The sequence below is a fragment of the Streptomyces sp. AM 4-1-1 genome (assembly GCF_029167625.1).
Lineage (GTDB): Bacteria > Actinomycetota > Actinomycetes > Streptomycetales > Streptomycetaceae > Streptomyces.
The window spans coordinates 4,736,007-4,755,935 of the sequence record NZ_CP119145.1; the positions used below are offsets into that span (position 1 = coordinate 4,736,007).

Sequence of the window (19,929 nt, forward strand, 5' to 3'; positions counted from 1 at the left end):
GCGCGCCCTGGTTCAAGCGGGGCGCACGCTGCCGTAGATCGGCATGTAGTAGATGGATTCCTCGCGGACGTTCGCCCCCGGCTTCGGCGCGTGGATCATCACGCCGCCTCCCTTGTAGATGCCGACGTGGCTGATGTCGTCGTAGAAGAACACCAGGTCACCCGGCTGGAGATCGGACGTCGCCACCCGTGTCCCCACCTTCACCTGATCCCAGGTGGTCCGGGGCAGGCTGACGCCCGCGGCCCGCCACGCGGCCTGTGTGAGCCCCGAGCAGTCGTACGAGGACGGGCCCGTCGCGCCCCAGACGTACGGCTTGCCGATCTGGGCCCGTGCGAAGTCCAGGACCGTCCGCGCCTTGGCGGTCGGGCCGCTTCCGGTCGAGCCGCCCGTATCCGTACCACCGCCCCCGCCCGTACCGCTGCCCGGCTTGCCACCTGTCCCGGACCCGGTACCGCCGTCGCCCGTCCGCGGCTGTCCCGCCGCCTCGCGCGCGGCCGCGTCCGCCTTGGCCTCGGCGGCCTGTCGGCGGGCCAGCTCCCGCGACTTGCGCGCGGCCTCCGCCTGCTTCTCGCGCTCCAGTTCCGCGAGCCGTGCCTTCTCCTGAGCGGTCAGCTTCGACAGCGTCGCCCGCGCCTCGGTCAGCTTCTTCCGCACGTCCTGCTTGCTGGTACGCAGCTCGGCCTGGGACTTCGTGAGCGTGTCCAGGTTTCGCACGGCTTCGGCGCGCTTCTCGGCCGCCCGGGTCCGCTCGGTACGGAAGTCCGTGACGGCCTTCCGCTGGGCGCCGGTCATCCGGCTCATCAACTGGTCCTGGTCGAAGTACGACTGCGGGTCGTTCGCCAGGAAAAAGGTCGCGTTGGGCCCGATCGAGCCGTTGCGGTACTGGGCGGCCGCGTAGGCCCCGAGTGTCCTTCGCGCGTCGTTCAGTCTGTCGGTCCGCCTGGCCACGTCCTCCAGCAGGGCGTCCACCCTGCCGCGCTGGACGGTGGACGCCTCCTTCGCCCGGTCGTACCGCTGGGTCGCGGTGCCCGCCTGCCGGTAGAGATCGTCGACCCGCTTCCGCACGTCCTCGATGCGCTGCTTCGGCGGGGCGGGCGCGGCGGTGGCGCTCTGCGCGGACAGCAGGGTCACGGAGGCGAGGGCGACCGTCGTGAGACCGGCGACCGTTGTGGAATCGCGCACACGGGTACGCGGCTTTCGATGTGATGCCATGTCCGGCATCTCCTTCCGTGAACCGCCTGTCGAGCTGTCTGACGAGCCACCCGGCGTGGGACTGGAGCCGGTCGGGAACGTCCGCGGAACCGCCGGAGCGCGATCGGGAACATCCGCGGCGAGCGACGGCGCGGGCCGCTTGAACGGGCACGCTAACCAACCCGTGACGTCCTGGGAAGATTGAAGTTCGATATGCCCGATACATTTTCGTGACCTCGGCGACACCGGAGCGAGAACCCGGGGAGGCGCCCCGGTTCCCTTACGGAGCGTGGAGGCGCCCTGCCCGTACGTACCCGACGGAGCCCGCCCGGTCCGCCCGTGCGGCGAACACGGCCCCGGAGTGTCGGTGGGGCCGCCTAGACTCGTCAAGCGATGAGCAGCCTCTTTGACGACAACTTCCTGGCCGGCCTCCAGCACTCCGAGGACGGCCCCCCGCCCCCGCCCGAGGACGCCGCACCCGAAGCGGTGCCGGACGACCTCTTCGAGGGTGCGTTCCACACGCCCGCGCCGCCCCGGGACGCGTACTACCGCGACGGTGCGCCGCGTCCCGTCATCGACTCCGCCGCGCTGCTCGAAGGGCTGAACACCGAGCAGCGCGCGGCCGTCGTGCACGCCGGTTCCCCGCTGCTCATCGTCGCCGGGGCCGGTTCCGGCAAGACGAGGGTGCTGACCCACCGGATCGCGCATCTGCTCGCCGAGCGCGGTGTGCACCCCGGCCAGATCCTGGCGATCACCTTCACCAACAAGGCCGCGGGCGAGATGAAGGAGCGTGTCGAACAGCTCGTCGGACCGCGCGCCAACGCCATGTGGGTGATGACCTTCCACAGCGCGTGCGTCCGCATCCTGCGCCGCGAGTCGAAGCTCCTGGGCTTCACGTCGTCGTTCTCGATCTACGACGCCGCCGACTCCAAGCGGCTCATGGCCCTGGTCTGCCGCGATCTGGAGCTGGACCCGAAGCGCTTCCCGCCGAAGTCCTTCACGGCCAAGGTCTCGAACCTCAAGAACGAACTGATCGACGAGGAGACGTTCGCGGGTCAGGCGGCGGACGGCTTCGAGAAGACCGTCGCCCAGGCCTACGCGATGTACCAGGCACGGCTGCGCGAGGCCAACGCCCTGGACTTCGACGACATCATCATGACCACGGTGCACCTGCTCCAGGCGTTCCCCGAGGTCGCCGAGCACTACCGCCGACGCTTCCGGCACGTCCTCGTCGACGAGTACCAGGACACCAACCACGCGCAGTACACCCTCGTCCGTGAACTGGTCGGCCCGGCCGGAGAGGCCGACGCCCCCGCCGAACTGTGCGTCGTCGGCGACGCCGACCAGTCGATCTACGCCTTCCGAGGCGCGACGATCCGCAACATCCTCCAGTTCGAGGAGGACTACCCGAGCGCCAGGACGATCCTGCTGGAGCAGAACTACCGCTCCACGCAGACGATCCTCTCCGCGGCCAACGCGGTCATCGAGCGCAACGAGAGCCGCCGCCCCAAGAACCTCTGGACCAACGCCGGAGCAGGCCCCCGGATCATCGGCTACGTCGCCGACACCGAGCACGACGAGGCGCAGTTCGTCGCCGACGAGATCGACCGGCTGACCGACGCGGGCGACGCCAAGGCGGGCGACGTCGCGATCTTCTACCGTACGAACGCCCAGTCCCGTGTCTTCGAGGAGATCCTGATCCGGGTCGGCCTGCCCTACAAGGTCGTCGGCGGCGTCCGCTTCTACGAGCGCAAGGAGGTCAGGGACGTCCTGGCCTACCTGCGCGTCCTCGCCAACCCGGAGGACACCGTCCCGCTGCGCCGCATCCTGAACGTGCCCAAGCGCGGCATCGGCGACCGGGCCGAGGCGATGATCGACGCCCTGTCGATGCGCGAGAAGATCTCCTTCCCGCAGGCGCTGCGCCGCGTCGACGAGGCGTACGGCATGGCGGCACGCTCCGCCAACGCCGTCAAACGCTTCAACACCCTGATGGAGGAGCTGCGCACGATCGTGGAGTCCGGCGCGGGCCCCGCCGTCGTGCTGGAGGCGGTCATGGAGCGGACCGGCTATCTCGCGGAACTCCAGGCGTCCACCGACCCGCAGGACGAGACCCGGATCGAGAACCTTCAGGAACTCGCCGCCGTCGCACTCGAATTCGAGCAGGAGCGTGCGGAGGAAGAGGGGGCGGGCACGCTCGCCGAGTTCCTGGAGAAGGTCGCGCTCGTCGCCGACTCGGACCAGATCCCGGACGATGAGGAGGACGGTTCCGGGGTCGTCACGCTGATGACGCTGCACACCGCGAAGGGCCTCGAATTCCCGGTGGTGTTCCTGACGGGCATGGAGGACGGCGTCTTCCCGCACATGCGCGCCCTCGGTCAGGTCAAGGAGCTGGAGGAGGAGCGCCGCCTGGCCTATGTCGGGATCACCCGCGCCCGTGAGCGGCTGTATCTGACGCGGGCGGCGATGCGCAGTGCGTGGGGGCAGCCCGCGTACAACCCGCCCTCGCGGTTCCTGGAGGAGATCCCGGATCAGCACCTGGACTGGCGGCGCAAGGGTCCGATGGCCGCACCGGCCGGGCCGACCTCGGGGATCACCACCTCGCTGTCCTCGTCGCGTTCGCGGTCCGGCCCGTCGGGCTTCGCGACCCGCCGCACCTCGGACAAACCGACGATCACGCTGGTGGTGGGGGACCGGGTCACGCACGACCAGTTCGGGCTGGGCACGGTGACGGCGGTCGAGGGCATCGGCGACCAGGCGAAGGCGACGGTCGACTTCGGCGGCGAGCGCCCGAAGAAGCTGCTGCTGAGGTACGCGCCGGTCGAGAAGCTGTAGGGATACGACGCGGTACGGGGGCGGGGAACGCGCCGGTACGGGGGAATGCGCAACCGGACCGCCCCCGGCCTCCGGCCCTTTCGGGAGCCGGTGCGGAGGGGCGGTGTACCTGGTCGGTGGGAAGCGGACGCGTTCGAGCGGGTGTGAGGAGCGGACGGCTCTCAGTTCGGATTGACGCCGTGGCCGCGCAGCCAGGGCAGCGGGTCGATCGCCGCTCCGCCGCCGGGCCGCACCTCGAAGTGCATGTGCGGGCCCGTGGAGTTCCCGGAACTTCCCGAGTACGCGATGACGTCGCCCGCCTTGACCGAGCCCGACCGGATCTTGGTGCTGCTCAGATGGCAGTACCAGGTCTCGGTGCCGTCGGCCATGGTGACGATGGCCATGTTCCCGTAGGCGTTGTTCCACTGGGTGCGCACGGTGCCGTCGGTCGCCGCCATCACCGGGGTCCCGTACGAGACGGGGAAGTCGATTCCGGTGTGGACGGACATCCAGTTGACGCCGGCCTGGCCGAAGTACGCGCTGAGCCCGTGCTGCTGGACGGGGAGCACGAACTTGGGCCGTGCCGCCTCGCGGGCGGCGGCCTCCCTCTCGCGCTTCTTCTTCTCGGCGGCCTGCCGCTCCTTCAGGTCGATGCGCTCCTGGGTGCGGCTGGCGCGGTCGGCGAAGTTCTCCGCGTCGGCGCGAAGGCTTTCCAACTGGGCGTCGAGCTTGTTGTTGGCGGCCACCGGCTTGACCGAGGCGGGATCGGCCGCCGCCATCGTCGTGGTGGTGTCGTCCTTCTTCTCCTCGCCGCCGCCGAAACCGCCAAGACCCCCCACGGACGCGGCGGCGATGCCGGCCACGCTCATGACACAGGCGGAGGGCACGGCGACGGTGAGGAGCGCGGAACGCTTGGCCGGGCTACGGCGCCGGCTCCGGCCGGCGCTGCGGGACCTGGGCACCGAGGGGACCGCTGCGGACGGGCCGACGGGGTGTCCCGCCGTGACGAGAACGGACTCGGGCTCGGGTACGGGGACCGGCTCCGCGTCGAGCGCGGGCGTTTCCTCGGAGAAGTGTTCGGTGTGTTCGGTGTGTGCCGTGTGTTCGGTGTACTCGGTGTATTCCGAGTGGGGGCCGGTCCCGGGCAGGTCCAGCACGCTGAACGTGGCCGTCGCATAGGGCTCGTACGGGGCGGCGGCCTGGTCGGAGTGACTGGTCCGGCCGGAGTGCCCGGTCGAGCCGGAGTGACCTGTCGGGTCGGTCGGACCGGTCGGCTCGTAGGACTGGTACGCCGTCTGCTCCTGGTCGAGCGGACTGTGCTCGTACCGTGGATGCCCGGCCGTGGCGCCGGTGTTCCAGGCGGTGGCGTCGTACGCGCCTGAGTCGAACGCGGCCGGGTTGAACGTGATCGCGTCGAACGAGTCGGTGTCGGCCGTCGGCCACTGACCGGTGTGCCCGACGTGGTCCATGGGGCCGGTGTGGTCCGGGGGCGGACCCTGGTCACCCTGGCCCTGGCTGCCTTGGTTCCAGCCGGTGGTGTCCCACTGGCCGTTCGTGTCAGTGGTGTCGGTGGTCCCGTGCCGTCCGGGCAGCCAGGTCGCGGCGGTGTCGTACTGCTGGTGGACCTGGGCGGCGTAGGCGTCGTACGGCACGGTCTGCTGGGCGCCGGTGTCCCACTGGGTGGTGTCGTACTGGCCGTAGCCACCGCCGTATCCGGTGGTGTGGCCGGTTTCGGAGCCCACGTGGTAGTTCTCACTGCCTTCGTAGCCGCCGTCGTATTCGTCGGGGAGGGCGCCGAAGAGCGGGTCGTTGTCGAAGTGGCCCGTGGGGGGGCCGTTGTATCCGACGTACCCGGCGTGGGGGTGCTGGTCGTTCACCAACTTCTCTCTCGCCTCGGCAGCAGGACCTGTATCCGGGGTCCGGTGGGGGGACCCAGGGGAAGTAGTGGCCGCGACTGTACCCGGCGGTACCTGATGGCGACAATCTTCGGCGGGGTTTGGGTGCGGGAGAACCGGGCAATCGGATGGCTTTCGGGGGCGCGAAGGGACAGCCTTGCCCGTATGTTCGAAACACGTTCTATTGGTGGGCGCGCGACGGATCATCCATGCGGCGTCCATGAGGGAACCCGGGACGACGCGACGGACCACGGTTGCCGTAAGCGCGCCCGCCGCGTCGGAGCGGCGCCCTCCGAGGGTGTGCGGTCGGCCGTACCACCGTGCCGTGCGGCTGACGGCGCGGTGGTACGGCTTCCTCGTGACGGCCTCATGACGGCCTGTCCAAGGGGCCGTCCGGAGGACGGGCGCGGTGCGAAGCGGCACCTGATGAAGATGTCCCGTGTGATTTCCCCCTCCCCGGCCACCGCGAAACGGCGGCTTGCGGGATGCTGTGGATAACGTTCGTTCACATCCCCGGCCCGTCAGGCACGGGAGACACATCTGGAGGCAGTGATGGGCGTGACCGGTCCGATCCGTGTGGTGGTGGCCAAGCCGGGCCTCGACGGCCACGACCGTGGGGCGAAGGTGATCGCGCGGGCTTTGCGGGACGCGGGTATGGAGGTCATCTATACCGGCCTCCACCAGACGCCCGAGCAGATCGTGTCCACAGCGATCCAGGAGGACGCCGACGCGATCGGCCTCTCGATCCTCTCCGGGGCCCACAACACGCTCTTCGCGAAGGTGATCGCACTGCTGAAGGAGCGGGACGCCGAGGACATCAAGGTCTTCGGCGGCGGCATCATCCCGGAGGCGGACATCGCACCGCTGAAGGAACAGGGCGTCGCGGAGATCTTCACCCCGGGTGCGACGACGACATCGATCGTCGAGTGGGTGAACGCGAACGTCCGCCATCCCGCCGAGGCCTGAGCGTCTCGCCGGCCGGGTCGTGCAGGCCGGGTCGCGCAGGACCGGGTCCCGTAAGGCTGGATTCGGCAGGGTCGAGGGTCGGTGCCGTCGTGGCGAGCGGCGGTGGCGGTGACCATTGCGGCGGGCGAGCGGTTGTGTCGAGCGCGCCGTGGGGCGAGCGCACCCCGGGGCGGGTGCGACCCCAGGTCGAGGACTCAGGGCTCGGAGTCCAGGGTGCGTCGTGTGCTGCCCGGCGAAGGAGCCCGCTTCCGGTTCGACTTCTGTGAATCCGGCGCGGACGGGGCGGAGGAGGCGGAGGCCGTGCCGGGGCCGGCCGGTGGCGTGCCGGGCACGAGTCGCCCCGTGCCCGGCCGGTTTGCCCTTCCCTCTCCCGGAAGTTCCGTGGCCGCACCCCGGTCCCGTCCTGTCTCCGACCTCCTACTTCGTCTCGTCCTCGCCCTTCTTGTCCCCGACCAGTTCCGCCTCCATGGTGGAGCGCAGCCGTAGTGTGGAGACCAGGCGCTGGAACGCTTCCGTCCAGTAGCCGTTGGCGCCGGGGGAGGCGCCTTCCGGCTCGTCGGGGGTCGTTGTCAGCACCTCCAGGCGGTCTGCCGCGGCCGGGTTCAGGCAGCGTTCGGCGAGGCCCATCACTCCGCTGAAGCTCCAGGGGTAACTGCCGCCGTCCCGGGCGATGTCGAGCGCGTCCACGACCGCCCGGCCCAGTGGCTCGGCCCAGGGGACCGCACAGACACCGAGCAGTTGGAACGCCTCCGACAGCCCATGGGCGGCTATGAAGTGGGCGACCCAGTCGGAGCGTTGCGGTTCCGGCAGGACGGCGAGCAGTTTCGAGCGTTCGGCGAGCGAGGCCGTCCCCGGGCCGGTGGCCGGGGGAGCCGACGGGGTGCCGAGCAGCGCGCGGGCCCATTCGGGGTCACGCTGGCGCACCGCGGCCCGGCACCACGCGGCATGCAGCTCCTCGGCCCAGCCGTCGGCGACCGGCAGCTCCACGATCTCCCGGGCCGCCCGCCCGCCGAACCGGGGCGGCCATGCGGTCAGTGGCGTCGCCTCCACCAACTGGCCCAGCCACCAGGACCGTTCACCCCGGCCGGACGGCGGCGCCGGAGCCACCCCGTCCCGCCGCATCGCCGCGTCGCATTCGTGCGGAGCCTCCACGGCGATGGCCGCGTCGGCACCCGTACGGTCGAGGTTCACGCAGGACGCGGCGCGGGCGGCCATCCGGCCCGCGAACGCGGAGTCCGGCAGTGCGGACAGCAGCTCGGACGCGGTGGCGCGGACATTACGGCTGCGGTCGGTGAGCGCCTGTTCGAGGAAGCCCTCGTCCGCCGTGGAGAGTCCGGCCCGCAACGCGTCGAGGAACACCAGCCGGTCCTCCGCCCGCTCGGTGGACCACGTGGTGGACAGGAGGGCCAGGGCCGCCGCGGGGTCGTGTTTCCGTACGGTGCCGAGAAGTACGGACCGCTCGGCGAACAGCCCCTCCTCCCACATCTTCCGTACCGCGTCCGAATCCGCCGGGCCGGGCGGTCGGGCCGCGCCGGACGCACCGCGCAGGGCGAACCTCCAGTCCGGATTGAACCGGGCCAGCCACAGCCCGCGCGGACCGGCGAAAACCAGTGCCTGCGGGCGTAGATCGGTCCTGGCGCGGGCCGCTTCCAGCAGGGCGGGCAGCAGGGTGGCCGGTGCCCGGAATCCGCGCGCGTTGGCGGTGGTCAGCCACTGCGGGATCAGTTCGGTGAGATCGGGAGCCGTGCCTCGTCGCCCTCCCGCGACCGAGTGCGCCGACCGGTCGGCCAGCAACTGCGTGAGCCTGCGCCGGGCGGACACCGGCAACGGAGGGCGGGGATCGGCGGGGGCCGGCTCGGGCCGGGCGGGGGCGGGGGCGGGCAGCAACCCGGCTCTGCGGCGCAGTGTGTGGAGCGCCGCCGCGTCCAGCAGTGAGGCCGGCCCGCCCCCCGTTTCCAGTGGGCGCCGGTCCGTGCCGAGCAGCGCCGAGGTAACCAGGTCCTCCCACGCGACGCCATGACCGGACGAGCCGGTCGGCGAGGACGTCTTCTTCCGTGAGGAGGACGGGGACGGGGGCGGCAGCGCGGGATCGGTCGTGGGCGTGGGTGCGGATGTCGTCGGAGTGGGCATCGGTCCCCCTTCGGGCTTCATGAGTCAGATGAGAGGCACGGTCTCGGTGCCGGTATCGGTGTCCGTCCCGTTCTCCGACCAGGCCGCGAGCGGGTTGAAGCCGCGATGGCCGCACTCCCCGAAGACCGTGACGGGGGCGCCGCCGGAGAGCGCGACGAGCTTCCACAGACCCGGCCGGGACAGTGCGGCGGGTGTGACGGGCAGAGCGGACCCGCCCGCCGCATCGGTCAGTTGCCAGCCGTCCCCGGACGGCGCGGGTATGACCTCGCGGAGCGTCACCGGCCAGGATTCCAGCCAGGGATCGTCCCGCAGCGCGTGCCCGTAGGCCGCCACCGCCGCGGCCGGTGTACCGCCCGGCGGGGGCGCCCCGACCGTGGTGGGTGTCCCGAACCGCGCGCCCAGCTCCGCCCGCGACTGCCCGGCTCCCGGATATGGTGTCAGCTCCGCGTCGATCGCGGCACCCACCGGCATCGCCAGGTCAGGGGAGCGCCCGGCGGCCCCGAAGGAGAGCAGCAACGCGGTCCGGCCCGAGTCCCGCCCGTATAGCCAGACGCGGCGCGTGACGATCTTCCCGTCCGGTGTGTCGTACTGGGCGAGGACCGTCCAGTGGTCCCGGACGGGCGGGCCCTCCGGCGCCGCGGTCAGTCCGACGCGCGTACGCACCGCCACGGCCGACCGCTCGGGCAGCAGAGAGCGGTTCAGCCATCCGGCGTCCAGCAGATGCAGCAGCGCGCACTCCTCCAGCAGCCGGGCCGGCCAACCGGGGCCCGATGCCGGGATCGCCCCCAGTTCCCGTACCCGCGCGGCGAGTCCTGGGGCCTGGGCGTCGATCATGCGGGCGGCCGTCTCCTCCCACATCCCGTATCCGGCCTGCTCCGCCGCGGCCAGACCACCGTGCAGCAGGTCCGCGAGCCGCTGCTCCAACTCCTCCGCGCCCGCGGTGATCCGCGCGGCCCGGCGCTCGGCCCGGCGCCGGGCCGCCACCGGGTCCGCCGGCTCACGAGCGGTCGGGCCGCTCGCGTCCCGGCCCTGACCACTCGCGGCCACAGCTCGCTCCCGACGGCCTTCGAGCCATTCACCGGCCCAGCCGGGTTCCTCCGCCAACGGCAGCGCGGACTCGCCCCCGGCCCAGAGAAGCAGCAGCCCCAACGCGTGCTTGCACGGGAACTTCCGGCTCGGACAACTGCACTTGTAGGCGGGCCCGGCGGTGTCGACGACCGTCTGGTACGGCTTCTTGCCACTGCCCTTGCACAGTCCCCAGACGGCTCCGGAGTCACCGCAGCCCGCGTCGGACCAGGAACCGGCCGCACCCAGCTTCGTACCGGCCCTTCGTGACGCGTCGTCCGGAGCCAGGGCCAATACCTGCTCCATGGTCCAGCGGACCGCCGGACCGGCGGTGCGCGAGGGTTCTCCCCCGTGAGTCAGCAGCATGGGAACGACGGTAGGACGCACCACTGACAACCGCCCCTGACCTGCGGTCGAGGTCGATTGTCAGTGGCGTGGTGCACGGTGGGAACCACATCCGGTCAGACGATCTGGAGGGGGACCCATGACCGTGCCCGAAAACAGTTCCACCGCCGGCGCCGAGGTGCTGAGGCCACATGCCGAGGACGCCTTCGCCGACGAACTCAAGGCGCTCGCCGCCGCCGACGACCGCCCCAGGCCGGTGCGTTGGCGCCTGTCACCGTGGGCCGTGGCCACCTATCTGCTCGGTGGCACACTCCCCGACGGGACCGTGATCACACCGAAGTACGTGGGCCCGCGCCGCCTCGTCGAAGTCGCCGTGACGACCCTCGCCACCGACCGCGCCCTGCTGCTCCTGGGCGTCCCCGGCACCGCCAAGACCTGGGTCTCCGAGCACCTGGCCGCAGCGGTCAGCGGTGATTCGACGCTGCTCGTCCAGGGCACGGCGGGCACACCGGAGGAAGCCGTCCGCTACGGCTGGAACTACGCACAACTGCTCGCCCACGGCCCCAGCCGTGAGGCTCTGGTGCCCAGCCCGCTCATGCGGGCCATGTCCGAGGGCATGACCGCCCGGGTCGAAGAACTCACCCGCATCCCCGCCGATGTGCAGGACGCGCTGATCACGATCCTCTCCGAGAAGACGCTCCCCGTCCCGGAGCTGGGCCAGGAGGTCCAGGCCGTCCGGGGCTTCAACCTCATCGCCACGGCCAACGACCGCGACCGGGGGGTCAACGAGCTGTCCAGCGCGCTGCGCCGCAGGTTCAACACGGTGGTCCTGCCCCTGCCCGCCACGCCTGAGGCGGAGGTCGACATCGTGTCCCGCCGCGTCGACCAGACAGGACGTTCCCTCGACCTGCCGGCCGCGCCCGACGGCATGGCCGAGATCCGGCGCGTGGTGACCGTGTTCCGTGAGCTGAGGAACGGCCTCACGACTGACGGCCGCACCAAGCTCAAATCGCCGTCGGGCACGCTCTCCACGGCCGAGGCCATCTCGGTCGTCACCAACGGGCTCGCGCTGGCGGCCCACTTCGGCGACGGAGTGCTGCGCTCCGGAGACGTCGCGGCGGGCATCCTCGGCGCGGTCGTCCGCGATCCGGTGGCCGACCGGGTGATCTGGCAGGAGTACCTGGAGACCGTCGTCCGCGAGCGGGACGGCTGGAAGGACTTCTACCGCGCCTGCCGTGAGGTCTCCGTATGACCGGGGCCTCGGCGGTCGGCGGGCCGCTGCTGATGGGGGTGCGGCACCACGGCCCCGGCTCCGCCCGGGCCGTTCTCGCCGCACTGGACGCCACCGGACCGCGAGCCGTACTCATCGAGGGACCGCCCGAAGGGGACGCGCTGCTGGCGCTCGCCGCCGACGAGGCGATGCGGCCACCGGTCGCGCTGCTCGCCCACGCGGTGGACGACCCGGGGCGGGCGTCCTTCTGGCCGCTGGCCGAATTCTCACCCGAATGGGTGGCACTCCGCTGGGCGTTGGCGAGGGACGTCCCGGTCCGCTTCATCGATCTGCCGGCCGCTCACTCCCTGGCCATGACAGAGACGGCAGGAGACGAAGAGGCACGAGGGGAAGGGGCGGGAGACCAGGGCGGAGATCAGGGAGACCAGCGGGAAGAAGGAGAAGGGGGGAGCCGTGCGGAGGGGCACGGTCTGGACGCGCAGGGGGAAGACGGAAGCGAGGCGGGGGAGCCCGCCCGCCCGGTCCGCTCACCCGCTGTCGACCCGATCGGCGTGCTCGCGGAGACCGCCGGTTACGACGACCCCGAGCGCTGGTGGGAGGACGTCGTCGAACACCGCGCGCCCGGTGGTGACGTCACCGACGCGCTGACCCCCTTCGACGTGCTCGCCGAGGCGATGACGGCGCTTCGCGAGGTGTACGGCGACGGTGGCCACCCGCGTGACGCCGTGCGCGAGGCGTACATGCGCCTCCAGGTGCGCGCGGCGCGGAAGGAATTCGGCGACGACATCGCCGTTGTCTGCGGGGCCTGGCACGTGCCCGCCCTCGCGGCGAGAACCACCGTCAGCGCCGACCGGGCCCTACTCAAGGGGCTGCCGAAGGTCAAGACCGAGCTGACCTGGGTGCCCTGGACGCATCGCAGACTCGCCCGGCACAGCGGTTACGGGGCGGGGATCGACTCACCCGGCTGGTACGGGCATCTGTTCAGCGCACCGGACCGGCCGGTCGAACGCTGGATGACCAAGGTCGCGGGGCTCCTGCGTGACGAGGACCGGTTCGTCTCGTCGGCCCACGTCATCGAGGCGGTCCGGCTCGCCGGGACGCTCGCCGCGATGAGGGGCCGGCCGCTCGCCGGTCTGACCGAGACGATCGACGCCGTCCGGGCCGTGATGTGCGAGGGCTCAGATGTGCCGCTCGCGCTCGTCCAGGACCGACTCATCGTCGGCGAGACCCTGGGGCAGGTACCCGACTCGGCCCCGGCCGTCCCCCTGCAACGCGATCTCACCCGCTCGCAGCGCTCCCTGCGGCTCAGACCGGAGGCGCTGGAGCGGGACCTGGAGCTGGACCTCCGGAAGGAGACGGACGCCGCCCGCAGTCGTCTGCTGCACCGGTTGCGGCTCCTGGGCATCGGATGGGGCGAGCCGACCACCGGCCGGGGCAGCACCGGGACCTTCCGGGAGAGCTGGCGGCTCCGCTGGGAGCCGGAGCTGTACGTCCGGATCGCCGAGGCCGGGGTGTGGGGCACGACCGTGCTCTCCGCCGCCACGGCCAAGGCCGAGTCCGAGGCGCTGTCGGCGACCGCGTTGGCCGAGGTGACCGTCCTCGCCGAACGCTGCCTGCTCGCCGAGCTGCCGGACGCGCTGCCCGTGGTGATGCGGGCCCTCGCGGACCGGGCCGCACTGGACGCGGACGTCGGCCACCTCGCCGACGCCCTGCCCGCCCTGGCCCGCACCCTGCGCTACGGAGACGTGCGGTCCACCGACACGGCAGCGCTCGGCGAAGTCGCCGCGGGACTCGCCGAACGGATCTGTGTGGGCCTGCCGCCCGCGTGCACGGGCCTCGACACGGACGGCGCCACGGCACTGCGCCGTCAGGTGGACGGGGTCCACACCGCGATAGCACTGCTCTCCGGAATCACGCCGGACGCCGACGCGGACCGGGAAGCGGGTGCGGAGGTGGAGGAGGGACGAGCGGAAGGGAACGCGTCCTCGGGCGGGACACGTGATCTACGGCAGCGCTGGAGCGAGGTCTTGCGCAAGCTCGCGACCCGGGACACCGTCGTCGGCGTCATCCGGGGCCGCGCCGCCCGGCTGCTTCTCGACGACGGGCGCCTTGAGGAGGACGAGGCCGCACGGCTGATGGGCCTCGCGCTCTCGCCCGGCACACCACCGGCCGACGCCGCTGCCTGGATCGACGGATTCGTCGGCGGCGCGTCGGGCGGCGGCATGCTCCTCGTCCACGACGAACGGCTGCTCGGCCTTGTCGACGCCTGGCTGACCGGGGTGCCCGCGGACACGTTCACCGATGTGCTGCCCCTGCTGCGTCGGACCTTCTCGGCGTACGAATCGGGTGTCCGCCGCACGCTGGGTGAGCTGGTACGGCGGGGACCCGCCGCGGAGGGCGCGGTCAGAACCGGTGCGGAGGCGACCGCACCCGGCTTCGGCCCCGGCCTGGACGAGGAACGGGCGGACGCGATGGTGCCGTTACTGCGACTGCTGCTCGGCCTCGGTACGGAGGAGGACGCGGTACCGGCCGGCGCGGCATCAGCCGGTTCGTCTCCCGGGCCGGGCCGACGCGCCGGCACACGGCCGAGGGCGCGGCCGGTCCCGGGCGGCACGGGCGGCTCGGACAGTGCGAACGGCGCGTCCGGGGCGGGTGGCTCGGGCAGTGCGAACGGCGCGTCCGGGGCGGGTGGCGGGTCCGGTGGAAACGGCGCTTCCGGGGTGAACGCCGGGTCCTGTGGGAACGGCGGGTCCTGTGGGGACGGCGGGTCCGGCGAGAACGACGTGGCGGGCAGGGGCAGGGGCAGGGGCAGTGTGCCGGGCGTGAGCGGCGGCGTAGCCAGTGCGCCCAGCGGGCCCAGCGGGACTGGTGCATCCAGTGGGATCAGTGCTCCGAGCGGCGCGACCAACGGGCAGAGTGGGTTCGTCCTGGGCTCTGCCGGGGGCGGCGGAGAGGCCGGGGCCGGCCTGGGTGATGCCCTGCGCAGCGGGGGCGGTGCGTTCGGCCTGATCGGCGCCGCTTCCAGAGGAAGCAGTACCGCTCGTACGTGGCGCACCAGTCGCGCCCATGGCGTGATCGGCGTGATCGATGTGACCGGCGTGCTCCGCGGAGGGGGCATGCGGGACGAAGAATCCTGGAGGGGAACCGGATGACCGGCGAGCAGGTCGTGACCGACGAGCGGCTGAGGCGCTGGCGCATGGTGCTCGGCGCGGACAGCGCCGAGAGCACCGGCTGCGCCCTCACCGGGCGTGACGCAGCGATGGACGGTGCGCTCACCGCCCTGTACGGGGGCGGGCCGAAGTCCGGAGGGCGGGGTGCGGGCGGGCGTTCGGCCGGGCTCGGCGCGTCCGCCCCGTCCGTCGCCCGGTGGCTCGGCGACATCCGTACGTACTTCCCCAGCACCGTCGTCCAGATCATGCAGCGCGACGCGATCGACCGCCTCGGTCTGTCCGCACTGCTGCTGGAACCGGAGATGCTGGAAGCCGTCGAGCCCGACGTCCACCTGGTCGGGACGCTCCTCTCCCTCAACAAGGCCATGCCCGAGACCACGAAGGAGACGGCGCGAGCCGTCGTCCGCAAGGTCGTCGACGATCTGGAGAAGCGCCTCTCCGGACGGACCCGGGCCACGCTCACCGGGGCGCTGGACCGTTCGACGAAGATCAACCGGCCTCGCCACCGGGACATCGACTGGGACCGGACGATCAAGGCCAACCTCAAGAACTACCTGCCCGAGTACGGCACGATCGTGCCGGAACGCCTCATCGGTCACGGACGGGCCGCGCAGTCGGTGAAGAAGGACGTCGTCCTCTGCATAGACCAGTCGGGTTCGATGGCCGCCTCCGTCGTCTACGCCTCGGTTTTCGGCGCGGTCCTCGCCTCCATGCGCACGCTGGCGACCCGGCTGGTCGTCTTCGACACGTCCGTCGTCGACCTCACCGACCAGCTCGACGATCCGGTCGACGTCCTCTTCGGCACCCAACTGGGCGGTGGTACGGACATCAACCGTGCGCTCGCCTACTGCCAGTCGAAGATCACCCGGCCCGCCGACACCGTCGTCGTGCTCATCAGCGATCTCTACGAAGGCGGCATACGGGACGAGATGCTGAAGCGGGTCGCCGCGATGAAGGCGTCCGGTGTGCAGTTCGTGACACTGCTCGCCCTGTCCGACGAGGGCGCCCCCGCCTACGACCGGGACCATGCGGCGGCGCTCGGCGCGCTCGGCGCCCCGGCCTTCGCGTGCACCCCGGATCTGTTCCCGGACGTCATGGCGGCGGCGATCGAGAAGCGCCCGCTGCCGATACCGGACAGCGAGGATCGGTAGGGCACGGTCCGGCCAGGAGGCGGGCCGGGACGGTTCGGGTCAGGCGGTACCGGGACCGGGCGGGACTGTCCGGGATCGGCCGGGGGGCGGTCGGGCCGGGACCGTCCAGGTCGGTTCGAGGCCGGTTCGGGACCGGACGGAGCCTGAACCGGGCAGAGCCCCTTTTGTCCGTCGTGAGGCGGTCACCAGCGGACCCTGTGACCGTAATCACCGCTCAGGTGCGATCTGCGATTTAGGGTCCTGCGAGGCTCGGGGATAACCTGCGAGATGGACATGCCGCGTGCTCGGACACCGTGTACGCCTCCCTAGTGACAGCGCAGTCACGTTGCCCTTCGCGGCACGCCCACGCAGAAAACGAACCGCGAGACACGGAAAAGGGACGGACGCGCGTGGACCTGTTCGAGTACCAGGCGAGGGACCTCTTCGCCAAGCACGGTGTACCGGTGCTGGCCGGTGAAGTCATCGACACGCCTGAGGCGGCGCGCGAGGTGACCGAGCGTCTGGGCGGCAAGGCCGTCGTCAAGGCGCAGGTCAAGGTTGGCGGTCGCGGCAAGGCCGGCGGCGTCAAGCTGGCCTCCGACCCTGCCGACGCGGTCGCCAAGGCCGACGCAATTCTGGGCATGGACATCAAGGGCCACACGGTCCACAAGGTGATGCTGGCCCAGACCGCGGACATCGCGGAGGAGTACTACGTCTCCTTCCTGCTTGACCGCACCAACCGCACCTTCCTGGCCATGGCCTCCGTCGAGGGCGGCGTGGAGATCGAGGTCGTCGCGGAGGAGAACCCCGACGCGCTGGCCAAGATTCCGGTCGACGCCAACGAGGGCTGTACCCCGGAGAAGGCCGCCGAGATCGTGGCCGCGGCGAAGTTCCCGGCCGAGATCGCGGACCAGATCGCCGACGTCCTGCAGAAGCTGTGGACCGTCTTCATCAAGGAGGACGCTCTCCTCGTCGAGGTCAACCCGCTGATCAAGTCCGGCGACGGCAAGATCATCGCGCTGGACGGCAAGGTCTCGCTCGACGAGAACGCCGACTTCCGCCAGCCCGACCACGAGGCCCTTGAGGACAAGGCCGCGGCCAACCCGCTTGAGGCCGCCGCCAAGGCCAAGGGCCTGAACTACGTCAAGCTCGACGGCGAGGTCGGCATCATCGGCAACGGCGCGGGTCTCGTCATGAGCACCCTGGACGTCGTCGCGTACGCCGGTGAGGGCCACGGCAACGTGAAGCCCGCCAACTTCCTTGACATCGGCGGTGGCGCCTCCGCCGAGGTCATGGCGAACGGCCTTGAGATCATCCTCGGCGACCCGGACGTCAAGTCCGTCTTCGTCAACGTCTTCGGTGGCATCACCGCGTGCGACGAGGTCGCCAACGGCATCGTCCAGGCCCTGGAGCTCCTCAAGTCCAAGGGCGAGGACGTCACGAAGCCGCTGGTCGTACGCCTCGACGGCAACAACGCGGAGCTGGGTCGCAAGATCCTGTCCGACGCCAACCACCCGCTCGTGCGGCGCGTGGACACCATGGACGGCGCGGCCGACAAGGCCGCCGAGCTCGCGGCTGCGAAGTAAGGACGAGGGACTCCAACACCATGGCTATCTTCCTCACCAAGGACAGCAAGGTCATCGTCCAGGGGATGACCGGTGCCACGGGCATGAAGCACACCAAGCTCATGCTCGCTGATGGCACCAACATCGTCGGCGGCGTGAACCCGCGCAAGGCGGGCACGTCCGTCGACTTCGACGGCATCTCCGTGCCCGTCTTCGGCTCCGTCGCCGAGGCGATCGAGAAGACCGGCGCCGACGTCTCCGTCGTCTTCGTGCCGCCGGCCTTCGCCAAGGCCGCCGTGGTCGAGGCTATCGACGCCGAGATCAGCCTCGCCGTCGTCATCACCGAGGGCATCGCCGTCCACGACTCGGCCGCCTTCTGGGCGTATGCGAGTGCGAAGGGCAACAAGACCCGGATCATCGGCCCGAACTGCCCGGGTCTGATCACCCCCGGCCAGTCCAACGCCGGCATCATCCCGGGCGACATCACCAAGCCCGGCCGCATCGGTCTCGTGTCCAAGTCCGGCACGCTGACCTACCAGATGATGTACGAGCTGCGTGACATCGGCTTCTCGTCCGCCGTCGGCATCGGTGGCGACCCGGTCATCGGCACGACGCACATCGACGCCCTCGCGGCGTTCGAGGCCGACCCCGAGACCGACCTGATCGTGATGATCGGTGAGATCGGCGGCGACGCCGAGGAGCGCGCTGCCGACTTCATCGCCAAGAACGTCACGAAGCCGGTCGTCGGTTACGTCGCGGGCTTCACCGCCCCCGAGGGCAAGACCATGGGCCACGCGGGCGCCATCGTCTCCGGTTCCTCCGGTACCGCACAGGCGAAGAAGGAGGCCCTTGAGGCCGCCGGTGTCAAGGTCGGCAAGACGCCGACCGAGACCGCCAAGCTGGCGCGCGAGATCCTCGGCGCCTGATCGAACGGCATCGCGGGGCGCGGCAACGCGACGCCCGCGCGCGGCACGGGCCCGCATCCCTTCCGGGGTATTCCTTTCGGAATGTCTCTTCCGGGGTGCGGGCCCGCGCCGTCGCGCCACCCGCCGAGCCCGGCCGGGAGCCGTTCGTCGGGAGCGCCCGAGGCGTCCCGCCCAACCGTGCGGCGAGCGCTGTGCCCGACCGGTGTCAGCGGGTGTCGGGGACCAGGCGACCGGGCCCGTGGGCCGGCCGACTGCGAAGGTGCTTCTGCAATGCCAGGTCCTGCGGCGTGAGCTTCTGGGGGCCGCCGCGCGGGGGTACGTCACCGACCCGTTGGCCGGGTGCCTGTGGCGGTTCGTACTGCCGTGGGGCCGTGACCAGGGCGTAGCCGGTCGCACCGATGAGCAGGGCGGCGACCGCGACGACCGTCCTGGTCCAGATCCTGGCTCTCCGCTCACTGTCCGTGCGCACGGCCGGTGCGTGGGCCAGGGCGGGAGCGGGTTCGGTGCGGGCGAGCACGCTCAGCCGCTCCCGCAGCAGCTCGGACTCCTCGGCCGGAGTGGGGGCGAGCGCCAGCTCGGGAAGCCGTTCGGTGAGCGAGGCGCGCGCGGTCAGCAGCCGTCCGGCCGCTGCCGGAGTGGTTGCCTCCGTCTCGGCCGCGGTGTCCGGCAGGTCCAGCCCGACGCCGTCGTAGAGCAGCAGGGTGCGGCGGTACGGGGCGGGCAGCGCGAGGAGCGCGTCCAGCAGCGTCCGCCTCGCCGGTTCGGCGGGCGGTGCGTCGGGGCGCCGGTGGGCGCGGCGCACCCGGTGCCAGGGCGACATGGCGTACTCGTGTGCGACCGCCCGTACCCAGCCCGCCGGGTCACGGTCCACCGCCACCTCGGGCCAGCGCTGCCAGGCGAGCTGGAAGGCGCGTTCGACAGCTGCACCGGCGAGCTTCCGACGCCCTGTCAGCAGATAGGTCTGGCGGACCAGCGCGGGGGCCGTGTGCGCGTACAGCGCGTCGAACGCCTCGGCGGGGGAGGGGCCGTCCGGGTCGTCGGCGTCCGTGGCCGCCCCCGTATCCCCCTCCGTGTCGGTGCCGGGCACGGTCCCTGACGCATCGTCCGGACCGTGCTCGGGAGCCGGTCTGCCGAGGCCGATCCCCAGGCCGAGTCCCAGCCCGATCCTCGTACCGTTGACGACCCCGTCGCCCACGCTGATGCGGACGGCGAGATCACGGCCGGCGCCGCCGCCGTCGGAATCCGTCCGCGTACCCCCGTCGGGGCCGCTCCCGGTGTCCGGTTCCGTGACCGTCGCGGTGCCGATCAGCCTGGCGTACGCCCTGCGTTTGCGTCCCCGGGGGCTCGTGGCGCCGTTCTCCCAGGCCCGGACGGTGGCCGCGGTGACACCGAGTACCGACGCCACCTGTTCCTCGCTCAGCGATTTCGCCTCACGCAAGGTGCGCCGCTCCTCGGCGCAAGGGAGCGGGGTGTCAGTGGTTCTGTCGGTCGTGCTCGGTGTCAT

The 19,929-nt window shown here is 71.4% G+C and carries 11 protein-coding genes and 1 pseudogene; 7 read left to right on the forward strand and 5 right to left on the reverse strand.

Going from position 1 to position 19,929, the window contains the following annotated elements; translation table 11 throughout:
- Positions 1–12: 12 nt before the first annotated feature.
- Positions 13–1,212, reverse strand: coding sequence for a C40 family peptidase (locus tag PZB75_RS20155; RefSeq protein ID WP_275536695.1), 1,200 nt, complete (start codon positions 1,210–1,212; stop codon positions 13–15).
- Positions 1,213–1,584: 372 nt separating this feature from the next.
- On the opposite strand from PZB75_RS20155, the gene pcrA reads away from it, so the two are divergent.
- Positions 1,585–4,023, forward strand: a complete 2,439-nt coding sequence (gene pcrA, locus PZB75_RS20160) for a DNA helicase PcrA (protein ID WP_275536696.1) — start codon at positions 1,585–1,587, stop codon at positions 4,021–4,023.
- A gap of 161 nt (positions 4,024–4,184) precedes the next feature.
- Here the strand turns inward: pcrA and PZB75_RS20165 are convergent, their stop codons facing one another.
- On the reverse strand, positions 4,185–5,879 hold the full coding sequence (locus tag PZB75_RS20165; RefSeq protein ID WP_275536697.1) for a peptidoglycan DD-metalloendopeptidase family protein: 1,695 nt from the start codon (positions 5,877–5,879) through the stop codon (positions 4,185–4,187).
- A 570-nt stretch (positions 5,880–6,449) separates the two neighbouring features.
- Here PZB75_RS20165 and PZB75_RS20170 point away from each other — a divergent pair.
- On the forward strand, positions 6,450–6,863 hold the full coding sequence (locus tag PZB75_RS20170; RefSeq protein ID WP_275536698.1) for a cobalamin B12-binding domain-containing protein: 414 nt from the start codon (positions 6,450–6,452) through the stop codon (positions 6,861–6,863).
- A 417-nt stretch (positions 6,864–7,280) separates the two neighbouring features.
- Here PZB75_RS20170 and PZB75_RS20175 read toward each other — a convergent pair whose 3' ends face one another.
- Both PZB75_RS20175 and PZB75_RS20180 read right to left on the reverse strand, forming a co-directional pair.
- Positions 7,281–8,993: a DUF5691 domain-containing protein gene (locus PZB75_RS20175; RefSeq protein ID WP_275536699.1), complete on the reverse strand. Its 1,713-nt coding sequence runs from the start codon at positions 8,991–8,993 to the stop codon at positions 7,281–7,283.
- 24 nt (positions 8,994–9,017) lie between these two features.
- Positions 9,018–10,424, reverse strand: a complete 1,407-nt coding sequence (locus PZB75_RS20180; RefSeq protein ID WP_275536700.1) for an SWIM zinc finger family protein — start codon at positions 10,422–10,424, stop codon at positions 9,018–9,020.
- Positions 10,425–10,542: 118 nt separating this feature from the next.
- Between PZB75_RS20180 and PZB75_RS20185 the strand changes: the two genes are divergently transcribed.
- The 5 genes and pseudogenes from PZB75_RS20185 to sucD all read left to right on the forward strand — a co-directional run bounded on the left by PZB75_RS20185 (position 10,543) and on the right by sucD (position 18,425).
- A complete protein-coding gene (locus PZB75_RS20185; RefSeq protein WP_275536701.1) occupies positions 10,543–11,655 on the forward strand; it encodes an AAA family ATPase in 1,113 nt (370 codons plus the stop codon).
- Positions 11,652–14,138: pseudogene (locus tag PZB75_RS20190) on the forward strand (DUF5682 family protein); the annotation flags it as partial. The gene PZB75_RS20185 and the pseudogene PZB75_RS20190, both read left to right, overlap by 4 nt.
- A gap of 644 nt (positions 14,139–14,782) precedes the next feature.
- Positions 14,783–15,955: a VWA domain-containing protein gene (locus tag PZB75_RS20195; protein WP_275536702.1), complete on the forward strand. Its 1,173-nt coding sequence runs from the start codon at positions 14,783–14,785 to the stop codon at positions 15,953–15,955.
- 389 nt (positions 15,956–16,344) lie between these two features.
- A complete protein-coding gene (sucC, locus tag PZB75_RS20200; protein ID WP_275536703.1) occupies positions 16,345–17,520 on the forward strand; it encodes an ADP-forming succinate--CoA ligase subunit beta in 1,176 nt (391 codons plus the stop codon).
- Between the two features lie 20 nt (positions 17,521–17,540).
- Positions 17,541–18,425 carry a succinate--CoA ligase subunit alpha gene (sucD, locus tag PZB75_RS20205; RefSeq protein ID WP_275536704.1) on the forward strand — a complete coding sequence of 295 codons (885 nt, stop codon included), beginning with the start codon at positions 17,541–17,543 and terminating at the stop codon, positions 18,423–18,425.
- 205 nt (positions 18,426–18,630) lie between these two features.
- Here the strand turns inward: sucD and PZB75_RS20210 are convergent, their stop codons facing one another.
- The gene (locus tag PZB75_RS20210) at positions 18,631–19,929 is read right to left on the reverse strand and encodes a transcriptional regulator (RefSeq protein ID WP_275536705.1); all 1,299 of its coding nucleotides are present in this window, start codon (positions 19,927–19,929) and stop codon (positions 18,631–18,633) included.